Origin of the sequence: Ancylobacter oerskovii (assembly GCF_018390555.1) — a bacterium.
Lineage (GTDB): Bacteria > Pseudomonadota > Alphaproteobacteria > Rhizobiales > Xanthobacteraceae > Ancylobacter > Ancylobacter oerskovii.
Genome location: NZ_JAHBGB010000041.1, coordinates 221,682 through 240,958 on the forward strand (window position 1 = coordinate 221,682; position 19,277 = coordinate 240,958).

General features: G+C 70.4%; 18 protein-coding genes. 2 read left to right on the forward strand and 16 right to left on the reverse strand.

Annotated features, from left to right (window positions below):
• Positions 1 to 8 precede the first annotated feature (8 nt).
• The 3 genes from KHC19_RS19660 to KHC19_RS19670 form a co-directional block, all read right to left on the reverse strand.
• A complete protein-coding gene (locus KHC19_RS19660; RefSeq protein WP_213354643.1) occupies positions 9 to 1,601 on the reverse strand; it encodes an MFS transporter in 1,593 nt (530 codons plus the stop codon).
• A gap of 5 nt (positions 1,602 to 1,606) precedes the next feature.
• Complete coding sequence (locus KHC19_RS19665; protein ID WP_213355158.1) at positions 1,607 to 2,734, reverse strand: HlyD family secretion protein; 1,128 nt, start codon at positions 2,732 to 2,734, stop codon at positions 1,607 to 1,609.
• 140 nt (positions 2,735 to 2,874) lie between these two features.
• Positions 2,875 to 4,077, reverse strand: a complete 1,203-nt coding sequence (locus KHC19_RS19670; RefSeq protein ID WP_213354645.1) for an MFS transporter — start codon at positions 4,075 to 4,077, stop codon at positions 2,875 to 2,877.
• Positions 4,078 to 4,258: 181 nt separating this feature from the next.
• Here KHC19_RS19670 and KHC19_RS19675 point away from each other — a divergent pair, with 181 nt between their 5' ends.
• On the forward strand, positions 4,259 to 5,170 hold the full coding sequence (locus tag KHC19_RS19675) for a LysR family transcriptional regulator (RefSeq protein ID WP_213354647.1): 912 nt from the start codon (positions 4,259 to 4,261) through the stop codon (positions 5,168 to 5,170).
• A gap of 12 nt (positions 5,171 to 5,182) precedes the next feature.
• Here KHC19_RS19675 and KHC19_RS19680 read toward each other — a convergent pair whose 3' ends face one another.
• The 7 genes from KHC19_RS19680 to KHC19_RS19710 form a co-directional block, all read right to left on the reverse strand.
• Positions 5,183 to 7,063, reverse strand: coding sequence for a PAS domain-containing sensor histidine kinase (locus tag KHC19_RS19680; RefSeq protein ID WP_213354649.1), 1,881 nt, complete (start codon positions 7,061 to 7,063; stop codon positions 5,183 to 5,185).
• A 159-nt stretch (positions 7,064 to 7,222) separates the two neighbouring features.
• Entirely contained in the window at positions 7,223 to 7,753 is a 531-nt protein-coding gene (locus KHC19_RS19685; RefSeq protein ID WP_213354650.1) for a DsbA family protein, read from the reverse strand.
• The gene (locus KHC19_RS19690) at positions 7,750 to 8,289 is read right to left on the reverse strand and encodes a redoxin domain-containing protein (RefSeq protein WP_213354652.1); all 540 of its coding nucleotides are present in this window, start codon (positions 8,287 to 8,289) and stop codon (positions 7,750 to 7,752) included. The genes KHC19_RS19685 and KHC19_RS19690 overlap by 4 nt, the downstream gene beginning before the upstream one ends.
• Before the next feature lie 58 nt (positions 8,290 to 8,347).
• On the reverse strand, positions 8,348 to 8,866 hold the full coding sequence (locus tag KHC19_RS19695) for a Dps family protein (RefSeq protein ID WP_213354654.1): 519 nt from the start codon (positions 8,864 to 8,866) through the stop codon (positions 8,348 to 8,350).
• 238 nt (positions 8,867 to 9,104) lie between these two features.
• On the reverse strand, positions 9,105 to 9,464 hold the full coding sequence (locus KHC19_RS19700) for a response regulator transcription factor (protein ID WP_213355159.1): 360 nt from the start codon (positions 9,462 to 9,464) through the stop codon (positions 9,105 to 9,107).
• A 125-nt stretch (positions 9,465 to 9,589) separates the two neighbouring features.
• Positions 9,590 to 10,198, reverse strand: a complete 609-nt coding sequence (locus KHC19_RS19705) for a response regulator transcription factor (protein ID WP_213355161.1) — start codon at positions 10,196 to 10,198, stop codon at positions 9,590 to 9,592.
• A 47-nt stretch (positions 10,199 to 10,245) separates the two neighbouring features.
• Positions 10,246 to 11,691, reverse strand: a complete 1,446-nt coding sequence (locus KHC19_RS19710; protein ID WP_343207763.1) for a sensor histidine kinase — start codon at positions 11,689 to 11,691, stop codon at positions 10,246 to 10,248.
• Positions 11,692 to 11,957: 266 nt separating this feature from the next.
• Here KHC19_RS19710 and poxB point away from each other — a divergent pair, with 266 nt between their 5' ends.
• Entirely contained in the window at positions 11,958 to 13,691 is a 1,734-nt protein-coding gene (poxB, locus tag KHC19_RS19715) for a ubiquinone-dependent pyruvate dehydrogenase (protein ID WP_213354658.1), read from the forward strand.
• Positions 13,692 to 13,821: 130 nt separating this feature from the next.
• Here the strand turns inward: poxB and KHC19_RS19720 are convergent, their stop codons facing one another.
• The 6 genes from KHC19_RS19720 to KHC19_RS19745 form a co-directional block, all read right to left on the reverse strand.
• Entirely contained in the window at positions 13,822 to 14,658 is an 837-nt protein-coding gene (locus KHC19_RS19720; protein WP_213354660.1) for an alpha/beta fold hydrolase, read from the reverse strand.
• A gap of 277 nt (positions 14,659 to 14,935) precedes the next feature.
• A complete protein-coding gene (locus tag KHC19_RS19725; RefSeq protein ID WP_213354662.1) occupies positions 14,936 to 15,898 on the reverse strand; it encodes a cation diffusion facilitator family transporter in 963 nt (320 codons plus the stop codon).
• A 114-nt stretch (positions 15,899 to 16,012) separates the two neighbouring features.
• On the reverse strand, positions 16,013 to 16,798 hold the full coding sequence (locus tag KHC19_RS19730; RefSeq protein WP_213354664.1) for an AprI/Inh family metalloprotease inhibitor: 786 nt from the start codon (positions 16,796 to 16,798) through the stop codon (positions 16,013 to 16,015).
• A gap of 7 nt (positions 16,799 to 16,805) precedes the next feature.
• Positions 16,806 to 17,810, reverse strand: coding sequence for a 2-hydroxyacid dehydrogenase (locus KHC19_RS19735; protein ID WP_213354666.1), 1,005 nt, complete (start codon positions 17,808 to 17,810; stop codon positions 16,806 to 16,808).
• A 263-nt stretch (positions 17,811 to 18,073) separates the two neighbouring features.
• Entirely contained in the window at positions 18,074 to 18,562 is a 489-nt protein-coding gene (locus KHC19_RS19740) for a MarR family winged helix-turn-helix transcriptional regulator (RefSeq protein ID WP_213354668.1), read from the reverse strand.
• 103 nt (positions 18,563 to 18,665) lie between these two features.
• Complete coding sequence (locus tag KHC19_RS19745) at positions 18,666 to 19,268, reverse strand: NAD(P)H-dependent oxidoreductase (RefSeq protein WP_213354670.1); 603 nt, start codon at positions 19,266 to 19,268, stop codon at positions 18,666 to 18,668.
• Positions 19,269 to 19,277: the final 9 nt, after the last annotated feature.

Here is a 19,277-nt window from a genome sequence, read left to right on the forward strand (position 1 = left end):
GCCGGGGCTCAGCCCCAGTAATGGCGCGGGCTGAGCGGCCCGCGCGGCGCCTGGCCGAGCAGGGCGACGACGAGGAGTCCGGCCAGCGCGCCCCAGTAGCAGAGCTGGAAGCCGTCAATATAGGCGAGCACGTTCGCCTCCCGCGCCACCACGGCGGCGAGGCTGGCGACGCCGCGCGCGCTGGCCTGCTGCGCCGAGGCGCCGGCATCGGCGAAGGGCGCGGTGAAGCCATGCAGCGCGTCCGTCACCTTCGGGCTCGCCGCGGAGACGTGCAGGCCGAGCAGATAGGAATGCAACTGCTCGCGATGGCGCAGGAAGGTCATCATGATGCTGATGCCGGTCTCGGCGCCGCCGAGGCGCAGCACCTGGATATAGGCGCCGACCGCGGTGGCCTGCTTCGGATCGGAATTGGTGAGCAGATAGACCACCGCCGCCAGGAAGGTGAAGCCCTGGCCCACCGACTGGATGAGCAGCATCGGCAGGAAGCTCCAGGGCGACCATTCATGGGTGATCTGGGTGCCCATATGCGCGGCGATGGCGAAGGCGAGGAAGCCGATCAGGAGGCTGAGCCGCGCATCGAACAGGCGGATCATGACCACCGCGATCGGCATGATCACCAAGAGCGGCAGCGCGACGCCGACGAAGATCGGCCCGCCGATCTCCTCCGGCCGCAGGCCGATCACGTTGGACAGGAAATTGGGCACCAGCAGGCTGTTCGACATGCTGGCGAGGTTGAAGCAGAGGATGACGAGGAAGCCGAGCAGGATGTTGCGCTTGGCGATGACCCGGTGGCTGGCCCAGGGCGCCTTCACCAGCATCTCGTTGGCGAAGAAGCCGAGATGCAGCACGATGCCGGCCAGCAGCAGGGTGAGGATCAGCCCCGATTGCAGCCAGTCCAGCCGGTTGCCCTGGTCGAGCGCCACATAGATGAGCGCCCAGCTGGAGCCGAGCAGCGCCATGCCGCCCCAGTCGGCGCGCTGCAGCAGGGCGAAGTCGACCTTCTCCACCGGCGAGCCGAGGCGCACGAGGATGCCGATGAGCGGCGCGAGGAAGACGTCCTGCCAATAGACCCACTGCCAGGACAGGTGGATCTCGTAGAAGCCGACGATGGCGACGCCGGCGCTCTGCGAGAAGGCGAGGCGGAAGGCGTAGACGGCCAGCGCCGGCACCCACCATTTCAGCGGCAGGTTGCGGAAGATGATCATGATCGTCGCCGGGATGAACACCCCGAGCAGGAAGCCGCGCAGCCCGTGCAGCAGCGCCAGCGTCTCCCAGTTGCGCACCTCCGGGATGATCATCGACACCACCGCATAGGCGAGGCTGGGCCAGAACAGCACCCGGCCGACGCCGAAGGTGGCCGCCAGCCAGGCGACGGCCGGGGCGATGAAGATCTGCGGCGCGGTGGCGATGGTGGACAGCCAGGCGCCCTGGTCGAAGCTGAGCCCGAAGGCGCCGCGCAGATCCGGCAGGCCGATGGAGAACAGCCGCGTGTCGAAGCCGACGAGGAAGGAGCCGAGCAGTACCGCGGCGGCGGCGAGCGCCGGCCGGCCATAGGGCCGGCTCTGCGCCGGGGCGGGAGGGGCGGCGGCGAGGGCGGCCATGGCCGTCACTTCGCCGCGTCGATATGGATCGCCGCCTCGACCGACATGCCGGCGCGCAGCCTGCCGGTCAGCGCCTGCCCCGGCTCGATGGCGATGCGCACCGGGATGCGCTGCACCACCTTGGTGAAGTTGCCGGTGGCGTTGTCGGGCGGCAGCAGCGCGAACACCGAGCCGCTGGCCGGCGAGACCCGCTCCACCTCGCCGCGCAGCGTCTGGCCGGGGAAGGTGTCGACGGTGATGTCGACCTTCTGGCCCGGCGCGACATGGGTGAGCTGGGTCTCCTTGAAATTGGCGATGACGTAGACATTGGGGATCGGCACGGCGGCGATCAGGTTGGTGCCGATGTTCACGTAATCGCCGACCTGCACGAGGCGGGTGCCGACGATGCCGTCGAAGGGGGCGCTCACCTGCGTGTAGCCGAGCTTGAGGTCGGCGGTCTTCAGATTGGCGTTGGCGGCGTCGAGATTGGCGCGCAGCGTGCCCTCCTGCCCGGTGAGCACGTCGAGCTGGCGCTTCTGTGCCTCGATGGCCGCCTGCGCCGAGCGGACGTCGGCCTGCGCCTTGGCCAGATTGGCGGTGGCCTGCTGCAGCTTCTGCTCGGTGCCGGCGATGCCGCCCTGCACCAGGGTCTGCTGGCGGGTGAACTCCTCGCTCATCTCCACCTCGGCGGCCTGGGCGGAGACGAGCTGCGCCTCGGCCTGGCTGATCACCGCCCGCTGGAGTTCCTCCTGGTTGCGCAGATTGGTGAGCGCCGCCTGCGCACCCTCCACCGCCGCCTGCGCGCCGTCGCGGGCGGCCTGGTAATCGGCGGGGTCGATCTCGACCAGGGGCTGGCCGGCCTTCACCGCCTGATAGTCGTCGACCAGCACCTTCAGCACGTTGCCGCTGATGCGGGCGCTGAGCGTCGAGACATCGGCATGCACATAGGCGTCGTCGGTATATTGCACCGGCCGGTCGCTGGCCCACTGGCTCCAGCGGCCATTGGCATAGACGAGCAGGCCGCCCAGCGCCAGGATCGCCACCAGCGGGATCAGCAGGCGGCGCAGGCTGGCGGCGAGCGAGAAGGGCGCCTCGTCCCCCGGCGAGGCCGGGCCGGTGGCGGCGGCAGGATCGGGGGGCGTCTTGGCGAGCATGGTCACGGGGGCCTTCCCTTCGGGCGGACGCATCGCCGCCGGCCCGACGATCCTGACGGCCCGGGCGGCGACGCGCTTCTCAAAATCCATTCCGCGCCGTCACGGGCGTGTGGACCCGAAACGGCGCGGAACCGAGAATGTCACCCGGCACGGCGGCGGGCCAGAGCCGCGAGCTGCAGCGCGGTCGCCACCGCCGAGAGGCCGATGCCGAGGGCGCAGACCGCGGCCCAGCCGCCGGCGTTCCAGGCGAGGCTCGCCGTGGCGGAGCCGAGGGCGCCGCCGAGGAACATCGCCCCCATCAGCACGGTGTTCAGCCGGGCCCGCGCGGCGGGGCGCAGCGAGAACACGATGTGCTGGTTGGAGACCAGCGCGCTCTGTATGCCGAAATCGAGCAGGATCACCCCCACCACCAGCCCGGCCAGCGAGCCCCAGGCACCGAAGACGAACCACGAGACCAGCGTCACGACGGCCCCCAGCATCACCGCCTGCGAGGCGCCGCGCCTGTCGGCGAAGCGGCCGGCCAGCGGCGCGGCGAGGATGCCGACCGCGCCGACGAGGCCGAACAGGCCGGCAATATCGGCGCCGAGGCCGAAGCGGGGCTCCTCCAGCCGGAAGGCGAGCACGGTCCAGAAGACCGTGAAGGCGGCGAACAGGGCGGCCTGCGTCAGCGCCGCCAGCCGCAGCGCCGGGAACTCGTTCCACAGATGCGCGATGGAATGCAGCAGCCGGCCGTAAGGCAGGGTGGAATCCGGTCGGCTGTGCGGCAGGACGAGCGCCATCAGCCCGGCGGCGGCGAGCGCCATCGGCACGGCGAGCCAGAACATCTCGCGCCAGCCGCCATGGGTGGCGACGAAGCCGGCGAGGGTGCGGCTGAACAGGATGCCGGTGAGCAGGCCGGCCATGACGGTGCCGACCGTGGCACCCCGCTTTTCCGGCGCGGCGAGATGGGCGGCGAGCGGCACGATCTGCTGCGCCACCGTGGCGGCCAGCCCTACCGCCAGCGAGGCCAGCACGATCGTCGCGCCGGTGGGGGCGATGGCGGCGAGCACCAGCGCCGCCGCCAGCGCCACGAACTGCGCCACGATCAGCCGGCGCCGCTCGACGAGATCGCCGAGCGGGACCAGGAGGAACAGGCCGACGGCATAGCCGAGCTGCGTCGCGGTGGGGATCGCGGCGGTGGCGGGGCCGGGCAGCTCCTGCTCGATGATCGCGAGCATGGGCTGGTTGTAGTAGATGTTGGCGACGGCGAGGCCGGCGGCCGCCGCCATGGCGAAGGTGGTGGCATGGCCGAGGGCGGCCGGCGCGTGCACGCCTTCGCCGTGCACGCTGTCTTGCGTGGTCATGATATCTCTCCTGCGGCCGACAGGCGCGCGCATGGCGCGGAACGGTCCGGCGTCGGTCGCCTCTGTCGGGTGTCGATCGGCCGGCATCGCGTGGCCGGTATCGGTTGCGCTGAAGATAATCCTTCGCGACATCCGTTATAGTGTCTTGCAGTGATGCACGATTGTATCGGATTCTGATGCAATGGATTTCGACGCCCTGGCCCTATTGGTGGAGATCGCTTCGGCGGGGAGCCTCGCCGGCGCGGCCCGGCGGTTGCGGCTGTCGCCGATGAGCGCGACGCGGCTGCTGGCCGGGCTGGAGAAGGAGCTCGGCGTGCGGCTGGTGCATCGCACCACGCGGGCGCTGTCGCTGACCGATGACGGCCTCTCCTTCCTCCCCCATGCCGAGGCGCTGCTGGAGGAGCGCGCCGCGGCGCTCGCCAGCCTGCGCGGCCGGCAGGGCGGGGCCAGCGGCCTGCTGCGGCTCAGCGCCTCGCTCGCCTTCGGCCGGCAGGTGGTGGCGCCGCTGGTGGCGGATTTCATGGCGGCGCATCCGCAGGTGAGCGTCGACCTGCAGCTTTCCGACAGCGTGGTCGACATCGTCGCCGAGGGGCTGGACCTCGCCATCCGCATCGCGCCGATGGACGACAGCAGCCTCATCGCCCAGCGGCTGGCCGACAATCCGCGGCGGCTGGCGGCGGCGCCGGCCTATCTCGACCGGCACGGCGCGCCGGCCAGCCTCGCCGATCTGGCACGGCACGAATGCCTGACGGTGAGCGGGGCGTCGCATTGGAGCTTCCGCGCCGGCACGGCGACGCGGCGGGTGAAGGTGGCCGGGCGGTTCTCCGCCAATTCGGTGGACGCGCTCCACGAGGCCTGCCGCGGCGGGCTGGGCATCGCCAATCTGTCGGACTGGAACCTCCACGAGGACCTGGCGCGCGGCGTGCTGCGGCCGGTGCGGCTCGCCGATGCCGAGCCGGAGCCGCTGGCCATCTGGGCGGTCTACCCGACCCGGCGGCTGGTGCCGGCCAAGGTGCGCCTGTTCATCGAGGCGCTGGGGCGCCGGCTGAAGGCCGGTGCCGCGGAACGCGGGGGAACGCCCCCGGCGCCGTGAGCGCCCCGCCGGTCAGAAGCCGGGCGCGGCGCGGCCGGCGACGGGCAGCGTGATCGAGATCCGCCCGCCGGGGGCGTCGTCGCCGGGGATGTCGATGCGGATCTCGCCGTCATGGGCGTTGACGATGGTGCGGCACATGGCGAGGCCGAGGCCCATGCCGCCGGCCTTGGTGGTGAAGAAGGGCTCGAAGGCCTTCTGCGCCGCCTCGGCGCCGAAGCCCGGCCCGGAATCGCGCACCTCGATGCCGACCCTGCCGCCGGCGCGCCAGGTGCGCAGGGCGATCCGCCGCTCGCCGGCCGGGGTGGCGTGCATGGCCTGCACGGCGTTGGTGATCAGGTTGATCAGCACCTGCTGCAGCATGATGCGGTCGCCCTCGACGGCGACGCCGTCGGCTTCCAGCACCGGAGCCAGCGCCACGCCGTGGGAGACGATCTCACCCTGGACCAGGCGCATCGCCTCCTCCACCAGCGCGTCGACGTCGAGGCGCGTGCGCTCCGGCTCGACCTTGGTCATGAAGGAGCGCACCCGGCGCACCACCTGCGAGGCATGGTGGGCGGCGGCGCCGGCGGCATCGAGCGAGGCCCGCACCTCGGCGAGGTTCGGCGGGTCGCGGTCCATCCACCGTCCGGCCGCCGCGGCATGGGCGCTGATGGCGGCGAGCGGCTGGTTGATCTCGTGGGCGATGGAGGCGGACACCTCGCCGATGGTGGCGGCGCGCAGCGCGTGATCGAGCTGGCCGCGGGTGCGCTGCAGCGCCTCCTGCACGCGGATGCGCTCGGTGATGTTGAGGACGCTGGCCTGCACGCGGTCCAGCAGTTCCGGCGGCGGGAAGTTGAACGCCACCAGCACCCGCAGCAGCTCGCCCTGGCGGGTGCGGATGCCGGCCTCGCTCTGGAAATGCGGCGCGCCGGCATCCAGCGCCAGCAGGAAGGCGATGAAATCCTCGTCGGGATCGGTGAGGAAACCGTCGAGATGGGTGAAGAACTCCTCCTTGGAGGACACGCCCATCAGGCGCAGGCCGGTGCTGTTCACATCGGTGATGCGGACGCTGGCGCGGATGCGGCGCAGCAGCTCCGGGCGCTGGCCGAGATGCTGGGCGAGATCCTCGACGCCCTCCGCCCGCAGCGCGTCGAGCTCGGCCTTCACCGGCCGCAGATCGTGCTCCCAGATCGCCACCGCCAGCGTCTCGAAAATGGTGCGGAAGCGCTGCTCGCTCTGGCTCAGCGCCTCGATGGCGGCCTTGCGCTGGGTGATGTCGGTATTGGTCTCGAGCGTGGTGCCTTCATAGCGGCCGGGCTCGGTGCGCCGGCGCAGCCGGCTGAAGACGTGGATGGTGCGCCCGTCGCGGGTGGTCTGGGTCACTTCGCCCTCCCACGAGCCCTCCCGCGCCAGCGCGCCGCGTATGGCGCTGCGGGAGGGGGCGGAGCGGGTGGCGAGCAGGGCGTGGGGGTCCTGGCCGTAGGCCTCGTCGAAGCTCCAGCCATAGAGCGCCTCGGCGCCATGGTTCCAGTAGATCACCCGGCCGGCGACGTCGGTGAGGAAGATGGCGTCGCTGGTGACGTCGAGCAGTTCCGCCTGCGAGGCGACGGTCTGCTGGTCGGCGAGGCGCTTGAGCACGATGAAGGCGGTGGCGAGCACCGCCGCCACGCTGAAGACGAGGCGCAGTACCGCGTCGAGCGCGACGGCGTCGTCATGCCCGTAGAAGAAGCTGAACAGCGCGAGGGCGATGCAGCCGGCCGCCGTCGCGCGGATGGTGCGCTCCGACGCGGTGTCGCCGATGAGGATCAGCACCAGCACATACAGCACCGCCACGGCGCTGCTGAGCATGGTGAAGCTGTCTATGGCGAAGATCGCCGCGGCCAGAGCGGCAGCCCCGGCATAACGGCATTTCAATGCCAGGCTGCCCGGGGCTGCTTGTCGACGCATCGCGGATGGCGGTTCTTCATGACGTTGGGTGAGGTGGCTTCCATTATAGGGCCGTCATGCCGCGTGTCATCGGCCAAGGCGAGGGGACTTCTTGCCAGAACGCACGAATAAGCGCCGGAGGCACGCTCATATCCGCTCCGCGGCGGCCGCCCGCAGCACCGTCAACAGGCTGTCGACGTCGCGCGGGCCGTCATAGCGCTCGCCATTGACGAACAGCGTCGGGGTGCCGTTGACGCCGCTGCGCAGGCCGCCGGAGAAATCGCGGCGGATCTTCTCGTCGTAGCGCCCCTCGAAGGCGGCGGCGAGATGGGCGTCGTCGAGGCCGATCATCCGCGCATAGGCGTGCAGGCTGGCCTGGTCGAGCGCGTCCTGGCGTTCATAGAGAAGGTCGTGCGCTTCCCAGAACCGGCCGATGGCGGCGGCCGCCTCGGCGAACTCCGCGGCACGGCCGGCATGGGGATGCTGCTGGGTGAGCGGGAAGTTGCGGAACACGAAGCGCAGCCGGTCGCCCATTTCCGCCTGCACCGCCTTGAGCACCGGATAGGCTTCGCCGCAATAGGGGCATTCATAGTCGCCATATTCCACCAGGGTGACCGGCGCGTCGGCCGGCCCCTGGCCGTGATCGTCGGGACCCACCGGGGGCTTGAGCGTGCTCATGATGCGGCTCCCGCGCTGTTCTTCGCCGCGAGCGCATCCAGTGCGTCGAGGATACCGTCGGCGCCGGGATTGAGGCCGAGCGGCGAGACGTAGCTCCAGCGGATCACGCCCTCGCCGTCGATGACGAACAGCGCGCGCTCGGAGGTGCCCTCCGTCTCGCGATAGACGCCGTAGCGGCGCGCCACCCCGCCCTTGGGCTCGAAATCGGCCAGCAGCGGAAAATGCAGCCGACGCTCGGCGGCGAAGGCGGCATGGCACCACACCCCGTCGGTGGAGATGCCGACCAGCTGGGCGCCATAGCGGTGAAACTCGGGGAGCACTTCATTGTAGAGCGCCATCTGGTCGCCGCAGACCGGGCTCCAGTCGGCGGGATAGAAGGCGAGGATCACCGGCTTGCCCCGGAGGTCGCCGAGCGACAGCGACTGGTCCGGCGTCGCCGGCAGGGTGAAGGCGGGAGCGGGCACGCCAGCCGGCAGCACGCCAGCCGGCAGCACGCCAGCCGGCAGCACGCCGGCGCGGGAGAGGGCGTCGGGCATCGGATATCTCCGCTGGCCGCCGCCGGCGCCATGACGGCACCGGCGGGACGGCGCGCATTCAATGGTTGGAGCGGGTGCACTCGTAGAGGAACCAACTGCGGCGCTCGGCCTCGTCGATCCACACTTCGAGGAGGCTGGTGGTGGCGACGTCGTTATATTCCTCGCAGACCACATGGGTGGCGCGCAGGAAGCCGATGAGCGCGCGATTGTCCTCGGCGAGCTCGGCGAGCATGTCCTGCGCCGTCACATAGTCGGCATCGTTGTCGGCGAGGCGCTGCAGGCGGGAGATGTGGCCGATGGAACGCAGCGTGGTGCCGCCGACCTTGCGCGCCCGCTCGGCGATGGCGTCGGTGGTGGCGAAGATCTGGTCGCCCTGCTCGTCGAGCATCAGATGGTAGTCGCGGAAATGCGGGCCCGACAGGTGCCAGTGGAAGTTCTTGGTCTTGAGATAGAGCGCGAACATGTCGGCGAGCAGGGCGGTCAGCGCGGCGGCGATGTCGCGGGTGGCGTCGGCGCCGAGATCGGTGGGGGTGCGCAGCGGGGCGATCTGGCGCGTCTTGGCCGGGATGTCGGTCATGTCAGGCTCTCCAATCGGGCGGGTTGAATGCGGTAGGCGAGGCTGGCCTTTCGGCGGGCGGCGCTGCACGTCCGGCGCCTGTCCGGCCGTCGCGGCCCGCCGTGCCGGGATGTCGGGAGCGAGACTAGCCGGTGGCGCGGCCGCCGGAAATCGGCTGTTGGGGTGGCGGCCTCATACTTCGGTTTGCGCGGTGGCCGCGCGGGCGCGAGGCGCCGGAGGGCGCGGGCGAAGGCGGTGGTCAGGCCGGGCGGCTGAGCGCCTGGTCGAGGCAGGCGATCATCTCGCCGCCGTCGAACGGCTTCGACAGGAAGCCGATGGCACCGGAGGCGGTCACCTGGCGGCGCAGCCGCTCCTCGGGAAAGGCGGTGATGAAGATGAGCGGCATGTGGTGGCCGCCCTGCCGCAGGCGGGTCTGCAGCTCGACGCCGCTCATGCCGGGCATCTGGACATCGGTGATGACGCAGTCGCTGTCGAGCAGCCGCGGGGAACGAAGGAAATCCTCGGCCGACGCAAAGGTGCTGGTCTCGAAACCCAGCGACCGAACCAGGCTTGCGGTCGCGGTCCGCACCGACTCGTCATCATCGATGATCGAGATCATCGCGGTCTGGCGCACAATACTCGTTTCCTTCTCGCTGATCGGGACGCGTACCGATCGCACGCCTCCTGTCCCCTCTATATCGCGCACAAGAGACGGCTTCGGAATTATATGAAGGTTTGCGTCGTCTATCTCTTCGGTGCCGCGAGGCCCAGCGTCTCCGCCATCCGCACGAGATCCGCGAGGGAGCGGGCGTTCATCTTCTTCATGACATGGCCGCGATGGATCTTCACGGTGATCTCGCTGAGGCCGATCTGCGCCGCCACCTGCTTGTTCATCAGCCCGGAGGTGACGAGCGCCATCACCTCCTTCTCGCGGGCGGTCAGGGTTTCGTAGAGTTCCTGGACCCCGGCCACCGCCCTGTCGGCCTGCCGGCGCGCGCGGTCCTGCTCGATCGCCGCCGAGACGGCGTCGAGAATGTCCTGGTCGCGGAAGGGCTTGGTGAGGAAGTCCACCGCGCCCGCCTTCATCGCCCGCACCGTCATCGGGATATCGCCGTAGCCGGTCATGAAGATCACCGGCATGTTGCGCTCGCTGCGGGCGAGCTGCGACTGGAAGTCGAGCCCGCTCACCCCGGGCAGGCGGATGTCGAGCACCAGGCAGCGCGGCACGTCCGGCAGCCGGGCGGCGAGGAATTCCGCCGCCGAGCCGAACAGCTCGACGCTGAGGCCGATGGAGCGGAACAGGCTGGAAAGCGCCTCGCGCAGGGACGGATCGTCGTCGACCACGATCACCATGGGCTCGGCGGGCTCGGCGGCGGCGCGGCGCGGGGGAGGGGTCGCAATCACGGGGTCGGCTCCTTGAGCGCGGGCAGGATCACGCGGAAGGTCATTCCGCGATCGGCATTGGGGAGGGCTTCGATGCGGCCCATATGGGTCTCGACGATCGAGCGGCAGATCGACAGGCCGAGCCCCATACCCTGGGACTTGGTGCTGTGGAACGGCTCGAAGAGCCGCGGCATCGCCTCCGCCGCGACGCCGGCGCCGCGGTCGACGACGGCGATCTCGACGACCGGCTCGCCGGCCTCGTCGCGTCCCGGCCGCGAGCGCACCACCAGCGGCCGGCTGCCGGCGAGCCCGTCCATCGCCTGGGCGGCGTTGATGACGAGATTGGTCAGCACCTGCTGCAGCTGCACGCGGTCGCCCCTCACCAGCGGCAGGTCCGCCGCGAGGTCGAGCTGCGGCCGGGCGCGGTGATGCTGCAGCTCCCGCTCGATGATGGCCAGCGTCTCCTCGATCAACGGGTTGAGCGCCACCGGCTCGTGGCGGAGCTCGTCCCGGCGCGACAGCGCCCGCAGCCGGGCGACCACGTCGCCGGCGCGGCGGCCATTGGCGATCATCCGCTCCACCGAGGCGCTGGCCTCGGCGACGTCCGGCACCGGCCGGCGCAGCCAGCGCAGCCCCGCCTCGCCATTGGTGACCACCGCCGCGAGCGGCTGGTTCACCTCATGGGCGATCGACGCCATCAGCTGGCCGAGCGTCGCCATCCGCGTCACCTGCGCCAGCTCGGCCTGCGCCTTCAACAGCCGTTCCTCGGCCTGCTTGCCGGCGGTGATGTCGTTGTTGGTCTCCATGGTGGCGACCGGCCGCCCCTGGGGATCGCGGTGCTGCGACCAACGGCTGGCGACGACGACATGGGTGCCGTCGCGGCGGGTGTGGCGCAGCTCGCCTTCCCAGCGGGCGTCGCGTTGCAACTGCGCGTTCGAGGCCTCGCGGCTGACCGGGAAGACGGTGCGCAGCAGCTCCGTGGTCTTGCGGCCGGTGGCCTCGCCGGCGGGCCAACCATAGAGCTCCTCCGCGCCGCGATTCCAGTAGAGGATGGTGTCGGCGGCGTCGCGCACCAGAATGGCGTCGTGGGTCAGGTCGAGCAGCGCCGCCTGGCCGTGCATCATCTCGCTGGAGCGGCTGTGGCGGAGCGAGAGCAGGGTGACGATGCCGATGGCGACGGTGGCGACCACCGCGCGCATCACCGCCTGCAGGTCGTAGCGGTCGCCATGGACGGCGAGAAAGCTGACGGCGGTGAGGGCGATGCAGATCGCCCCGGCCAGCAGGATGCCGCGCGGGGTGAGCCGGTCCGCCGCCAGCATCACCGCCGCGACATAGAGCACGGCGATGGCGATATCGAGCTGCGTCAGCGTATCGACGGCGAAGATGGCCGCGGCGAGCAGCGCCGCAAAGACGGGCGCCAGCGATCCGCCGGGCCGCAGCAGGGCGGCAAGGCGAGCGCTCACCGCGCGGCTCCGCGTCGCGGACGCCCGGGGCGCGGGCGGGAAGGGCACGGGCAGCGGGAGGCCGCCATCCATCCTCGGGGGGCAGGGATACACATCATGTTGCCATGCTAGCAAAATCCCTCTCCCGCAAGCCTATACACTCGTATGTTTTTCATCGGCCGATCGTATGCCGGGGAAAGCAAATGTAGAATTGAGCCCGAGGCTGGATCATCGATAGTCGCCCGGTCGTCTTGAAAATCCCACCTCCCGTTCGAAGGGCACCTGCCATGAGCCGAAACATCGCCGAGCTGACCATCGCGACCCTGACCCAGATCGGGGTCAAGCGGATCTATGGCGTTGTGGGCGACAGCCTCAACGGCCTCACCGACGCCATCCGCCGGACCGAGGCCATCGACTGGGTGCATGTGCGCCACGAGGAGGTCGCCGCCTTCGCCGCCGCCGGCGAAGCGGCGATCACCGGCGAGCTGGCGGTGTGCGCCGGTTCCTGCGGGCCGGGCAACCTGCACCTGATCAACGGCCTGTTCGACGCCCAGCGCTCGCGCGTGCCGGTGCTGGCGATCGCCGCGCAGATCCCGTCCTCGGAGATCGGCGGCGGCTATTTCCAGGAGACGCACCCGCAGAACCTGTTCCGCGAGTGCTCGGTCTATTGCGAGCTGGTTTCCGACCCGGCGCAGATGCCCTTCGTGCTGGAGAACGCCATCCGCGCCGCCATCGGCCAACGCGGCGTCGCGGTGGTGGCGATACCCGGCGACATCGCGCTGAAGCCAGCGCCTGCCCGGCCGACCTCCGCCAATGCCGGGCTCAAGCCGCCGGCGCCGGTGGTGCGGCCCGCCGAGGACGAGATCGATGCGCTCGCCGCGCTGCTCAACGGCGCCGAGCGCGTCACCCTGTTCTGCGGCCGCGGCTGCGCCGGCGCGCATGCGCCGCTGATGGCGCTGGCGGAAAAGCTCAAGAGCCCGGTCGTGCATGCGCTGGGCGGCAAGGAGCATGTCGAATACGACAACCCCTACGATGTCGGCATGACCGGCTTCATCGGCTTCGCCTCCGGCTACGAGGCGATGCATGCCTGCGACGTGCTGCTGCTGCTCGGCACCGACTTCCCCTACAAGCAGTTCCTGCCGGCCGGCATCAAGATCGCCCAGGTCGACATCCGCCCCGAGCAGCTCGGCCGGCGCTGCGCGCTGGAGCTCGGCCTCGTCGGCGACGTGGCGGCGACGCTCGACGCGCTCATCCCCAAGCTCGCCGTGAACGAGGACCGCACCCATCTCGACGAGGCGGTGGCGCGGTATCGCACGTCGCGCAAGGGGCTGGACGACCTCGCCACCGGCACGCCGGGCAACAAGCCGATCCACCCGCAATATCTGGCACGCCTCGTCAGCGAGGCGGCGGCGGAAGACACGGCCTTCACCTTCGACGTCGGCACCCCGACCATCTGGGCGGCGCGCTACCTGACCATGAACGGCAAGCGTCGCCTGGTCGGCTCGCTGGTGCACGGCTCGATGGCCAATGCCATGCCGCAGGCGATCGGCATCCAGGCGTCGCAGCCGGGCCGGCAGGTGGTGTCGCTCTCCGGCGATGGCGGCTTCACCATGCTGATGGGCGACCTCATCACGCTGAAGCAGGAAAAGCTGCCGGTGAAGGTGGTGATCTTCAACAACGGCACGCTCGGCTTCGTGGCGCTGGAGATGAAGGCGAACGGCTTCGTTGAGATCGGCACCAACCTCGAAAACCCGGACTTCGCGGCGATGGCGCGGGCCATGGGCATCCATGGCGTGCGGGTGGAGGACCCGGGCGACCTGCCGGGCGCGATCGCCGACGTGTTCGCCCATGACGGCCCGGCGGTGCTGGACGTGGTGACGGCGCGGCAGGAACTCTCCATGCCGCCGACCATCGAGCTCGCCCAGGCCAAGGGCTTCGGCTTGTGGATGGTCCGCGCGGTGATGAGCGGGCGCGGCGACGAGGTGCTCGACCTCGCAAAGACCAATTTGCTGCGGCGCTGACACGGACGCCGCCATGCCGGGGACGGCGTGGCGGCGACCCGTTCCGGCGATCCGGCGCGGGGCGGGGGCCAAACGAAACGGGGCGGCAAGCCGAACGCTTGCCGCCCCGTTCTTGTCGATGGAAGCCGGCTCAGCCCTTGATGAAGGCGAGCAGGTCGGCGTTCAGCACCTCGGGGTGGGTGGTGAGCATGCCGTGCGGGTAGCCCGGATAGATCTTCAGCGTGCCGTTCTTCAGCAGCTCGATCGACTTCAGCGCGGCGTCCTTGTAGGGCACGATCTGGTCGTCGTCGCCGTGCAGAACCAGCGTCGGCACCGAGATCGCCTTGAGGTCTTCGGTCTGGTCGGTCTCGGAGAAGGCCTTGATGCCTTCGTAATGCGCCTTGGCGCTGCCGATCATGCCCTGGCGCCACCAATTGTCGATCACGCCCTGCGAGACCTTCGCGCCCTCGCGGTTGAAGCCGTAGAAGGGGCCGGCGGGGACATCGACGTAGAACTGCGCGCGATTGGCGGCGAGCGCGGCGCGGAAGCCGTCGAACACTTCCAGCGGCAGACCCTCGGGATTGGCGTCGGTCTTGACCATCAGCGGCGGCACGGCGGAGACCAGCACCGCCTTGGCGACGCGGCCGGCCGGCTCGCCGTGCCTGGCGACATAGCGGGCGACCTCGCCGCCGCCGGTGGAATGGCCGATATGCACCGCGTTCTTCAGGTCGAGATGCTCGACCACCGCGAAGGCGTCGGCGGCGTAATGATCCATGTCGTGGCCGTCGGAGACCTGCGACGAGCGGCCATGGCCGCGGCGGTCATGGGCGACGACGCGGAAGCCCTTCTGCACGAAGAACAGCAGCTGGGCGTCCCAGTCGTCGGACGACAGCGGCCAGCCATGGTGGAACATGATCGGCTGGGCGTCCTTCGGACCCCAGTCCTTGAAGAAGATCTCGACGCCGTCCCTGGTGGTGACGAAAGGCATGGTTGCGATCCTTCGAGCTGGCGATAAGGCGGCGGTGGAATGGCAAGCTGCGAAGCACCGCCGGGTGGCGCGGAAGGTAGAGCGAACGCCGCGACCGGTACGTGACGAATGCACGCCCGCTATCGTGAATGCCCGCCGGCGAGCGGGTGGGAGCCGGTGTCGCCCGCCCGTCGCAGGCAGCAAGATAGGCCGCCGCGCAGAGGGTGGCTATTGGCGTTCGCGCAATGAATGTCGTGTGATGATGCGATATCCTTTGCGTTGAAGGCGAGCGGCGACCCTAGAGCCGCTGCGGGGCCTCGGCGGCGCGGAGCGCGGCATCCTCGATCTGGATGGTGAGATGCGACAGGCCGAATTCGGCCTGCATCGCCGCCTGCGCCGCGGCGAGCGTCGCGCGGGCGCGGGCCATGTCCCGCACCACGACATGGCCGCTCATCGCGTCCATGCCGGAGGTGAGCGTCCAGACATGCAGGTCGTGCACCGCCTCGACGCCCTCGATGGCCATCAGCGCCGCCTCGATCCGGGCGAGGTCGATGTCGGGCGGCGTGCCTTCCATGAGGATGTGCACGGCGCCCTTCAGCAGGATCCAGGTGCGCGGCACGATGAACAGGCCGATGCCGGCGCCGACGAGCGGATCGACCAGCGTCCAGCCGGTGAACATGACGATGACGGCCGCCAGGATGACGCCGAGCGAGCCGAGCATGTCGGCCAGCACCTCGAAATAGGCGCCCTTGACGTTGAGGCTCTCGCTCGAACCCGCCGACAGTAGCCGCATGCTGACGAGGTTCACCGCCAGGCCGGCGACGGCGACCGCCAGCATCGGGCCGCCGATGATCTCCGGCGGATTCAACAGCCGCTGCCAGGCCTCGTAGAGGATGAACACCGTCACCACCAGCAGCACGACAGCATTGGCGAGCGCCGCCAGCACCTCCATGCGGACATAGCCATAGCTGTTGCCCGGGGTGGCGGGGCGCTCGGCGAAGCGGATGGCGACCAGCGCCAGCACGAGGCCGCCGGCATCGGTGAGCATGTGCACGGCATCGGCGACCAGCGCCAGGCTGCCGGTCCACAGGCCGCCGACGACCTCGACCACCATGAAGGAGAAGGTCAGCGCCAGGGCGAGATAGAGCGAGCGCTTGTGCCGTCCGCCGGCCGTGACGAGGGCGGCGGCATCGCCATGCGAATGTCCGCCGCCATGCGAATGCCCGCTACCATGCGAATGTCCATGCGCATGTTCCGCCACCGCGCTCTCCCCGTTGCCCTGCTTCCCCGCGCGCCGTGCGGCGCCGCCGGCGATGGTAGTCGATTTTCCGTGACACGCATGCGTGCGACGGCCCCGGGACGCCGCCGAGGCGGCTCAGGGGCTGCGCGAGAGCATCAGCGTGGCGCGGTCCTCCGGCACCTTCAGCCAGCTGCCATCCTCCTGCGCGGCGAAGCGCAGCGGCTCGCCCTTGTCGCCGAGCAGCAGCAGGTCGCCGGCCTCCAGCCGCCAGCGCTCGGGCGACACGGTGCCGAACAGGGCGGCGCAGGCCGCGTCGGGGGCGAGCGGGTAATCGCCGTCGCCGAAGGGCTGCTCGCCGAACATCACCGTGCAGAAAGGCGCATCGGGGGCGCGCGACAGCCGCCACAAGCCGAACAGATCGGCGGGGCGCGCCGTGGGCGCCGCCTGGGCGAGGCGCGGATTGATGAGGAAATACACGCCGTCGCGCTCGCGCAGCGCTTCCCAGGCGCCGCCGGCGCCCTCGGTGAACTCCGCCACCAGCCTGCCGGACGGGGCGTGCAGGCGGATGGCGTCGCCCGGACCCGGCGACCAGGAGGCGATGTCGGCGGCGAAGGCGATCTGCTCGGCGCAGGCGGCGCGGTCGAGGGAAAGCGCGAACAGCGGATGGCCGACGCCGGCCGGCGGACGGACGGCCTTGCCCGCCAAGGTGAGATGGCAGATGCGGTCGCCATCGGCATTGGTGAGCTGATAGGCCTCGGCAAGGCGGCGGGCGACCTGCGCCGGGGTTTCCGGCACGGCGCTTTCCGGCGACTCGCGCGTCGTCGCCTCCTGAGCGTGGAGAAGGGGAGCCGTCGCGCCCAATCCGCCCACTCCCGCGCAGAGCAGGAGGGCGGAAAGGGACAGGCCGCGACGGCATGTCATGGGCGTCTCAGCCCCGGACCGGCGGCCAGGGCGTCTCCGGCACCGGGGTGAGCGGCGGCCGGCCCGCGGCCCAGGCGAGGAGATTGTCGACCACCAGCTGACCCATGGCGTCGCGGGTGAGCTGCGTCGCCGAGGCGACATGCGGCAGCAGCACGACATTGTCGAGCGCGACCAGCGCCTCCGGCACGTTCGGCTCATGGGCGAAGACGTCGAGCCCGGCGGCGAGGATGGTGCCGTCCTGCAGCGCGGCGATCAGTGCCGGCTCGTCCACCACCGAGCCGCGCGCGACATTGATCAATACGCCGCGCGGCCCGAGCGCCTGCAGCACCTCGGCATTGATCATGCGGTCCGTCGCCGCGCCGCCGGGCACGATGACGATCAGCACGTCGACGTCGCGGGCGAGGGCGAGGAGGTCGGGATAATGCGGGTAGGCGACGTCGGCGGCCGGCCGGCGGCTGTGATAGGCGATGGGACGGCCGAAGCCTTCGAGCCGCCGGGCGATCGCCTGGCCGATGCGGCCCATGCCGACGATGCCGATGGAACGGTCGCGCAGCGTCGCGGTGAGAGGGAAGCCGCCGGTCGGCCATTTGCCGGCGCGCAGATAGCGCTCGGCCTGCGGCAGGCGGCGGACGGCGGCGAGGGTGAGCGCGAGGGTGAGGTCGGCCACCTCGTCGTCCAGCACGCCGGGGGTGTTGGTGACGACCACGCCGCGCGTGCCGGCGGCGGCGGCATCGACGGAATCGTAGCCGACGCCGAAATTCGAGACGATCTCCAGCTGCGGCAGCGCGTCCATCAGATCGGCGGTGACGCGGCGGCGGGCGGTGGCGCCGACCCCGGTGGCGATGGCGCGGATGCGCGGACCCGCCTGCGCCAGCACCGCATCGCCGTCCGCCCCGTCGAGCCGGTGCACGGTGAAGTGCGCGGCGAGCTGCTTCTCGATCATCGGCATCAGCGGGCCGGTCTGCAGAAGCTCGATGCGATCGGCGGGGCGGGCGGTCGGGGATTCGGACATGTCAGGCTCCTTCGCGTCGCGGGCTATTCGTCACCAAAGCGCCGGCGCTGGCAATCCGTCTTCCGCAGGATCGGCAGCCTGCCGGCCGGTTCCCGGAGAGTTGCGGCGGTATCGGGAGGTGGGTCGGGGACGGGGCGGGAGCGCGGCGAACATTGCCGGGGATCGCCGGCAGCGGAGCCGCGCCGGAGCAGGGGAGACAGGCGCGCAGCGCGTGCGGCCGCGCCACAAGGGGCGGTGAACGGCCCGGTGATCGCGTGGAGGACCTAAGCCGGCTCCTCGACCTCGTCGGACTGCTCGTCCAGATCGGGATCGTCGGCGCCGAGCTTGGTGGAGAGGTTCTTCTCGATGCGGCGCAGCAGCTTGCGTAGGCGCTTGCGGTCCTTGCCGTCGATGCCGCCGATCATGGTGTCTTCGAGCGAGTCCCAGATGTCGTCGATGGCGCCGGCACGGACGCGGCCCTCATCGGTGAGATGGACGCGCACCAGCCGGGCGTCGGTATCGGAGGCCTTGCGTACCAGCAGGCCTTGCGCGGCGAGGCGTCCCACGGTCTTGGAGGCGGTGGGCGGGCGCACGCGCAGCGCGTTGGCGAGCTCCGACATGGTGCGGCCATCCATGTCGAACAGCAGCTTGAGCACCGTCTCCTGCCCCGGAAACAGGCCGAGTTCCTGAAGCCGCCGCGCCGCGAGGGCGCGCTGGAGGCGCGCGGCATGCTGCAGGCGAAGACCGATGCTCTTGTCGAACCCGTCCTTCATGGAACGCCCCGTCGACCGCATGGCGGCAACAACCATTGTTGCAGCAGAAACAGCGTGTCATGACAGGAACATGGCGGCAAACGCCGATTTCGTCAAAAACTTGCTATATGCCCGGATTTTTGAGCCGGGCGAAGCGTTCCTCGATCCGGCTAAGAAAGGCGGTTCGCTTTTCGAGGCTGACCGAATCCATGCCGTGCAGCGCCAGCCAGAGCTTGGGCGCCCGCGGGTGGACGATGCCGCCAATGCCGTCGAGCAGGATCCGCCGCCCGGGCTGGCCGATCCAGCGCCACCAGAACCAGGGCGAGCCCAGCGTCGAGACCGCGGCGATGAGGCGGATATTGGTGAGGTGTCGCTCCAGCGGCCGGAAGGGCCTGGGCATGCCGAAGGTCTCGAACGGCACCAGCACGCGGTCGAGCCAGCCTTTCAGCATCGCCGGCGGGCCGTACCACCAGGTGGGGGCGACGAAGACGAGGGCGTCGGCCGCCTTCACCCGGTCGAGATGGTCGGCCACCGGCAGGCGGTTGAGGCCGGGCGTGTGGTAGTTGCGCCGCTCCTCCTCGGTGAGCGCCGGCTGGAAATTGTCGGCATAGAGATCGATCAGGTCGGCCTCGTGGCCGCCCCTGGCGAGGCCGCGCAGCACCGCGTCGCGCAGCGCCGCGCCGTAGCTGTCCGGCACCGGATGGCAGAAGACGACGAGCGCGCGCATGGCCGGCTC

Excerpts from the sequence above, each read along its gene's own strand:
- KHC19_RS19720 (WP_213354660.1), bottom strand. The coding sequence starts at position 14,658 with ATGCCTTTCGTCACCACCAGGGACGGCGTCGAGATCTTCTTCAAGGAC.
- KHC19_RS19670 (WP_213354645.1), bottom strand. The coding sequence starts at position 4,077 with ATGACCACGCAAGACAGCGTGCACGGCGAAGGCGTGCACGCGCCGGCC.
- KHC19_RS19675 (WP_213354647.1), top strand. The coding sequence starts at position 4,259 with ATGGATTTCGACGCCCTGGCCCTATTGGTGGAGATCGCTTCGGCGGGG.
- KHC19_RS19685 (WP_213354650.1), bottom strand. The coding sequence starts at position 7,753 with ATGAGCACGCTCAAGCCCCCGGTGGGTCCCGACGATCACGGCCAGGGG.
- KHC19_RS19695 (WP_213354654.1), bottom strand. The coding sequence starts at position 8,866 with ATGACCGACATCCCGGCCAAGACGCGCCAGATCGCCCCGCTGCGCACC.
- KHC19_RS19700 (WP_213355159.1), bottom strand. The coding sequence starts at position 9,464 with ATGATCTCGATCATCGATGATGACGAGTCGGTGCGGACCGCGACCGCA.
- KHC19_RS19730 (WP_213354664.1), bottom strand. The coding sequence starts at position 16,798 with ATGACATGCCGTCGCGGCCTGTCCCTTTCCGCCCTCCTGCTCTGCGCG.
- KHC19_RS19740 (WP_213354668.1), bottom strand. The coding sequence starts at position 18,562 with ATGAAGGACGGGTTCGACAAGAGCATCGGTCTTCGCCTGCAGCATGCC.
- KHC19_RS19690 (WP_213354652.1), bottom strand. The coding sequence starts at position 8,289 with ATGCCCGACGCCCTCTCCCGCGCCGGCGTGCTGCCGGCTGGCGTGCTG.
- KHC19_RS19665 (WP_213355158.1), bottom strand. The coding sequence starts at position 2,734 with ATGCTCGCCAAGACGCCCCCCGATCCTGCCGCCGCCACCGGCCCGGCC.
- poxB (WP_213354658.1), top strand. The coding sequence starts at position 11,958 with ATGAGCCGAAACATCGCCGAGCTGACCATCGCGACCCTGACCCAGATC.
- KHC19_RS19745 (WP_213354670.1), bottom strand. The coding sequence starts at position 19,268 with ATGCGCGCGCTCGTCGTCTTCTGCCATCCGGTGCCGGACAGCTACGGC.
- KHC19_RS19735 (WP_213354666.1), bottom strand. The coding sequence starts at position 17,810 with ATGTCCGAATCCCCGACCGCCCGCCCCGCCGATCGCATCGAGCTTCTG.
- KHC19_RS19705 (WP_213355161.1), bottom strand. The coding sequence starts at position 10,198 with ATGGTGATCGTGGTCGACGACGATCCGTCCCTGCGCGAGGCGCTTTCC.
- KHC19_RS19660 (WP_213354643.1), bottom strand. The coding sequence starts at position 1,601 with ATGGCCGCCCTCGCCGCCGCCCCTCCCGCCCCGGCGCAGAGCCGGCCC.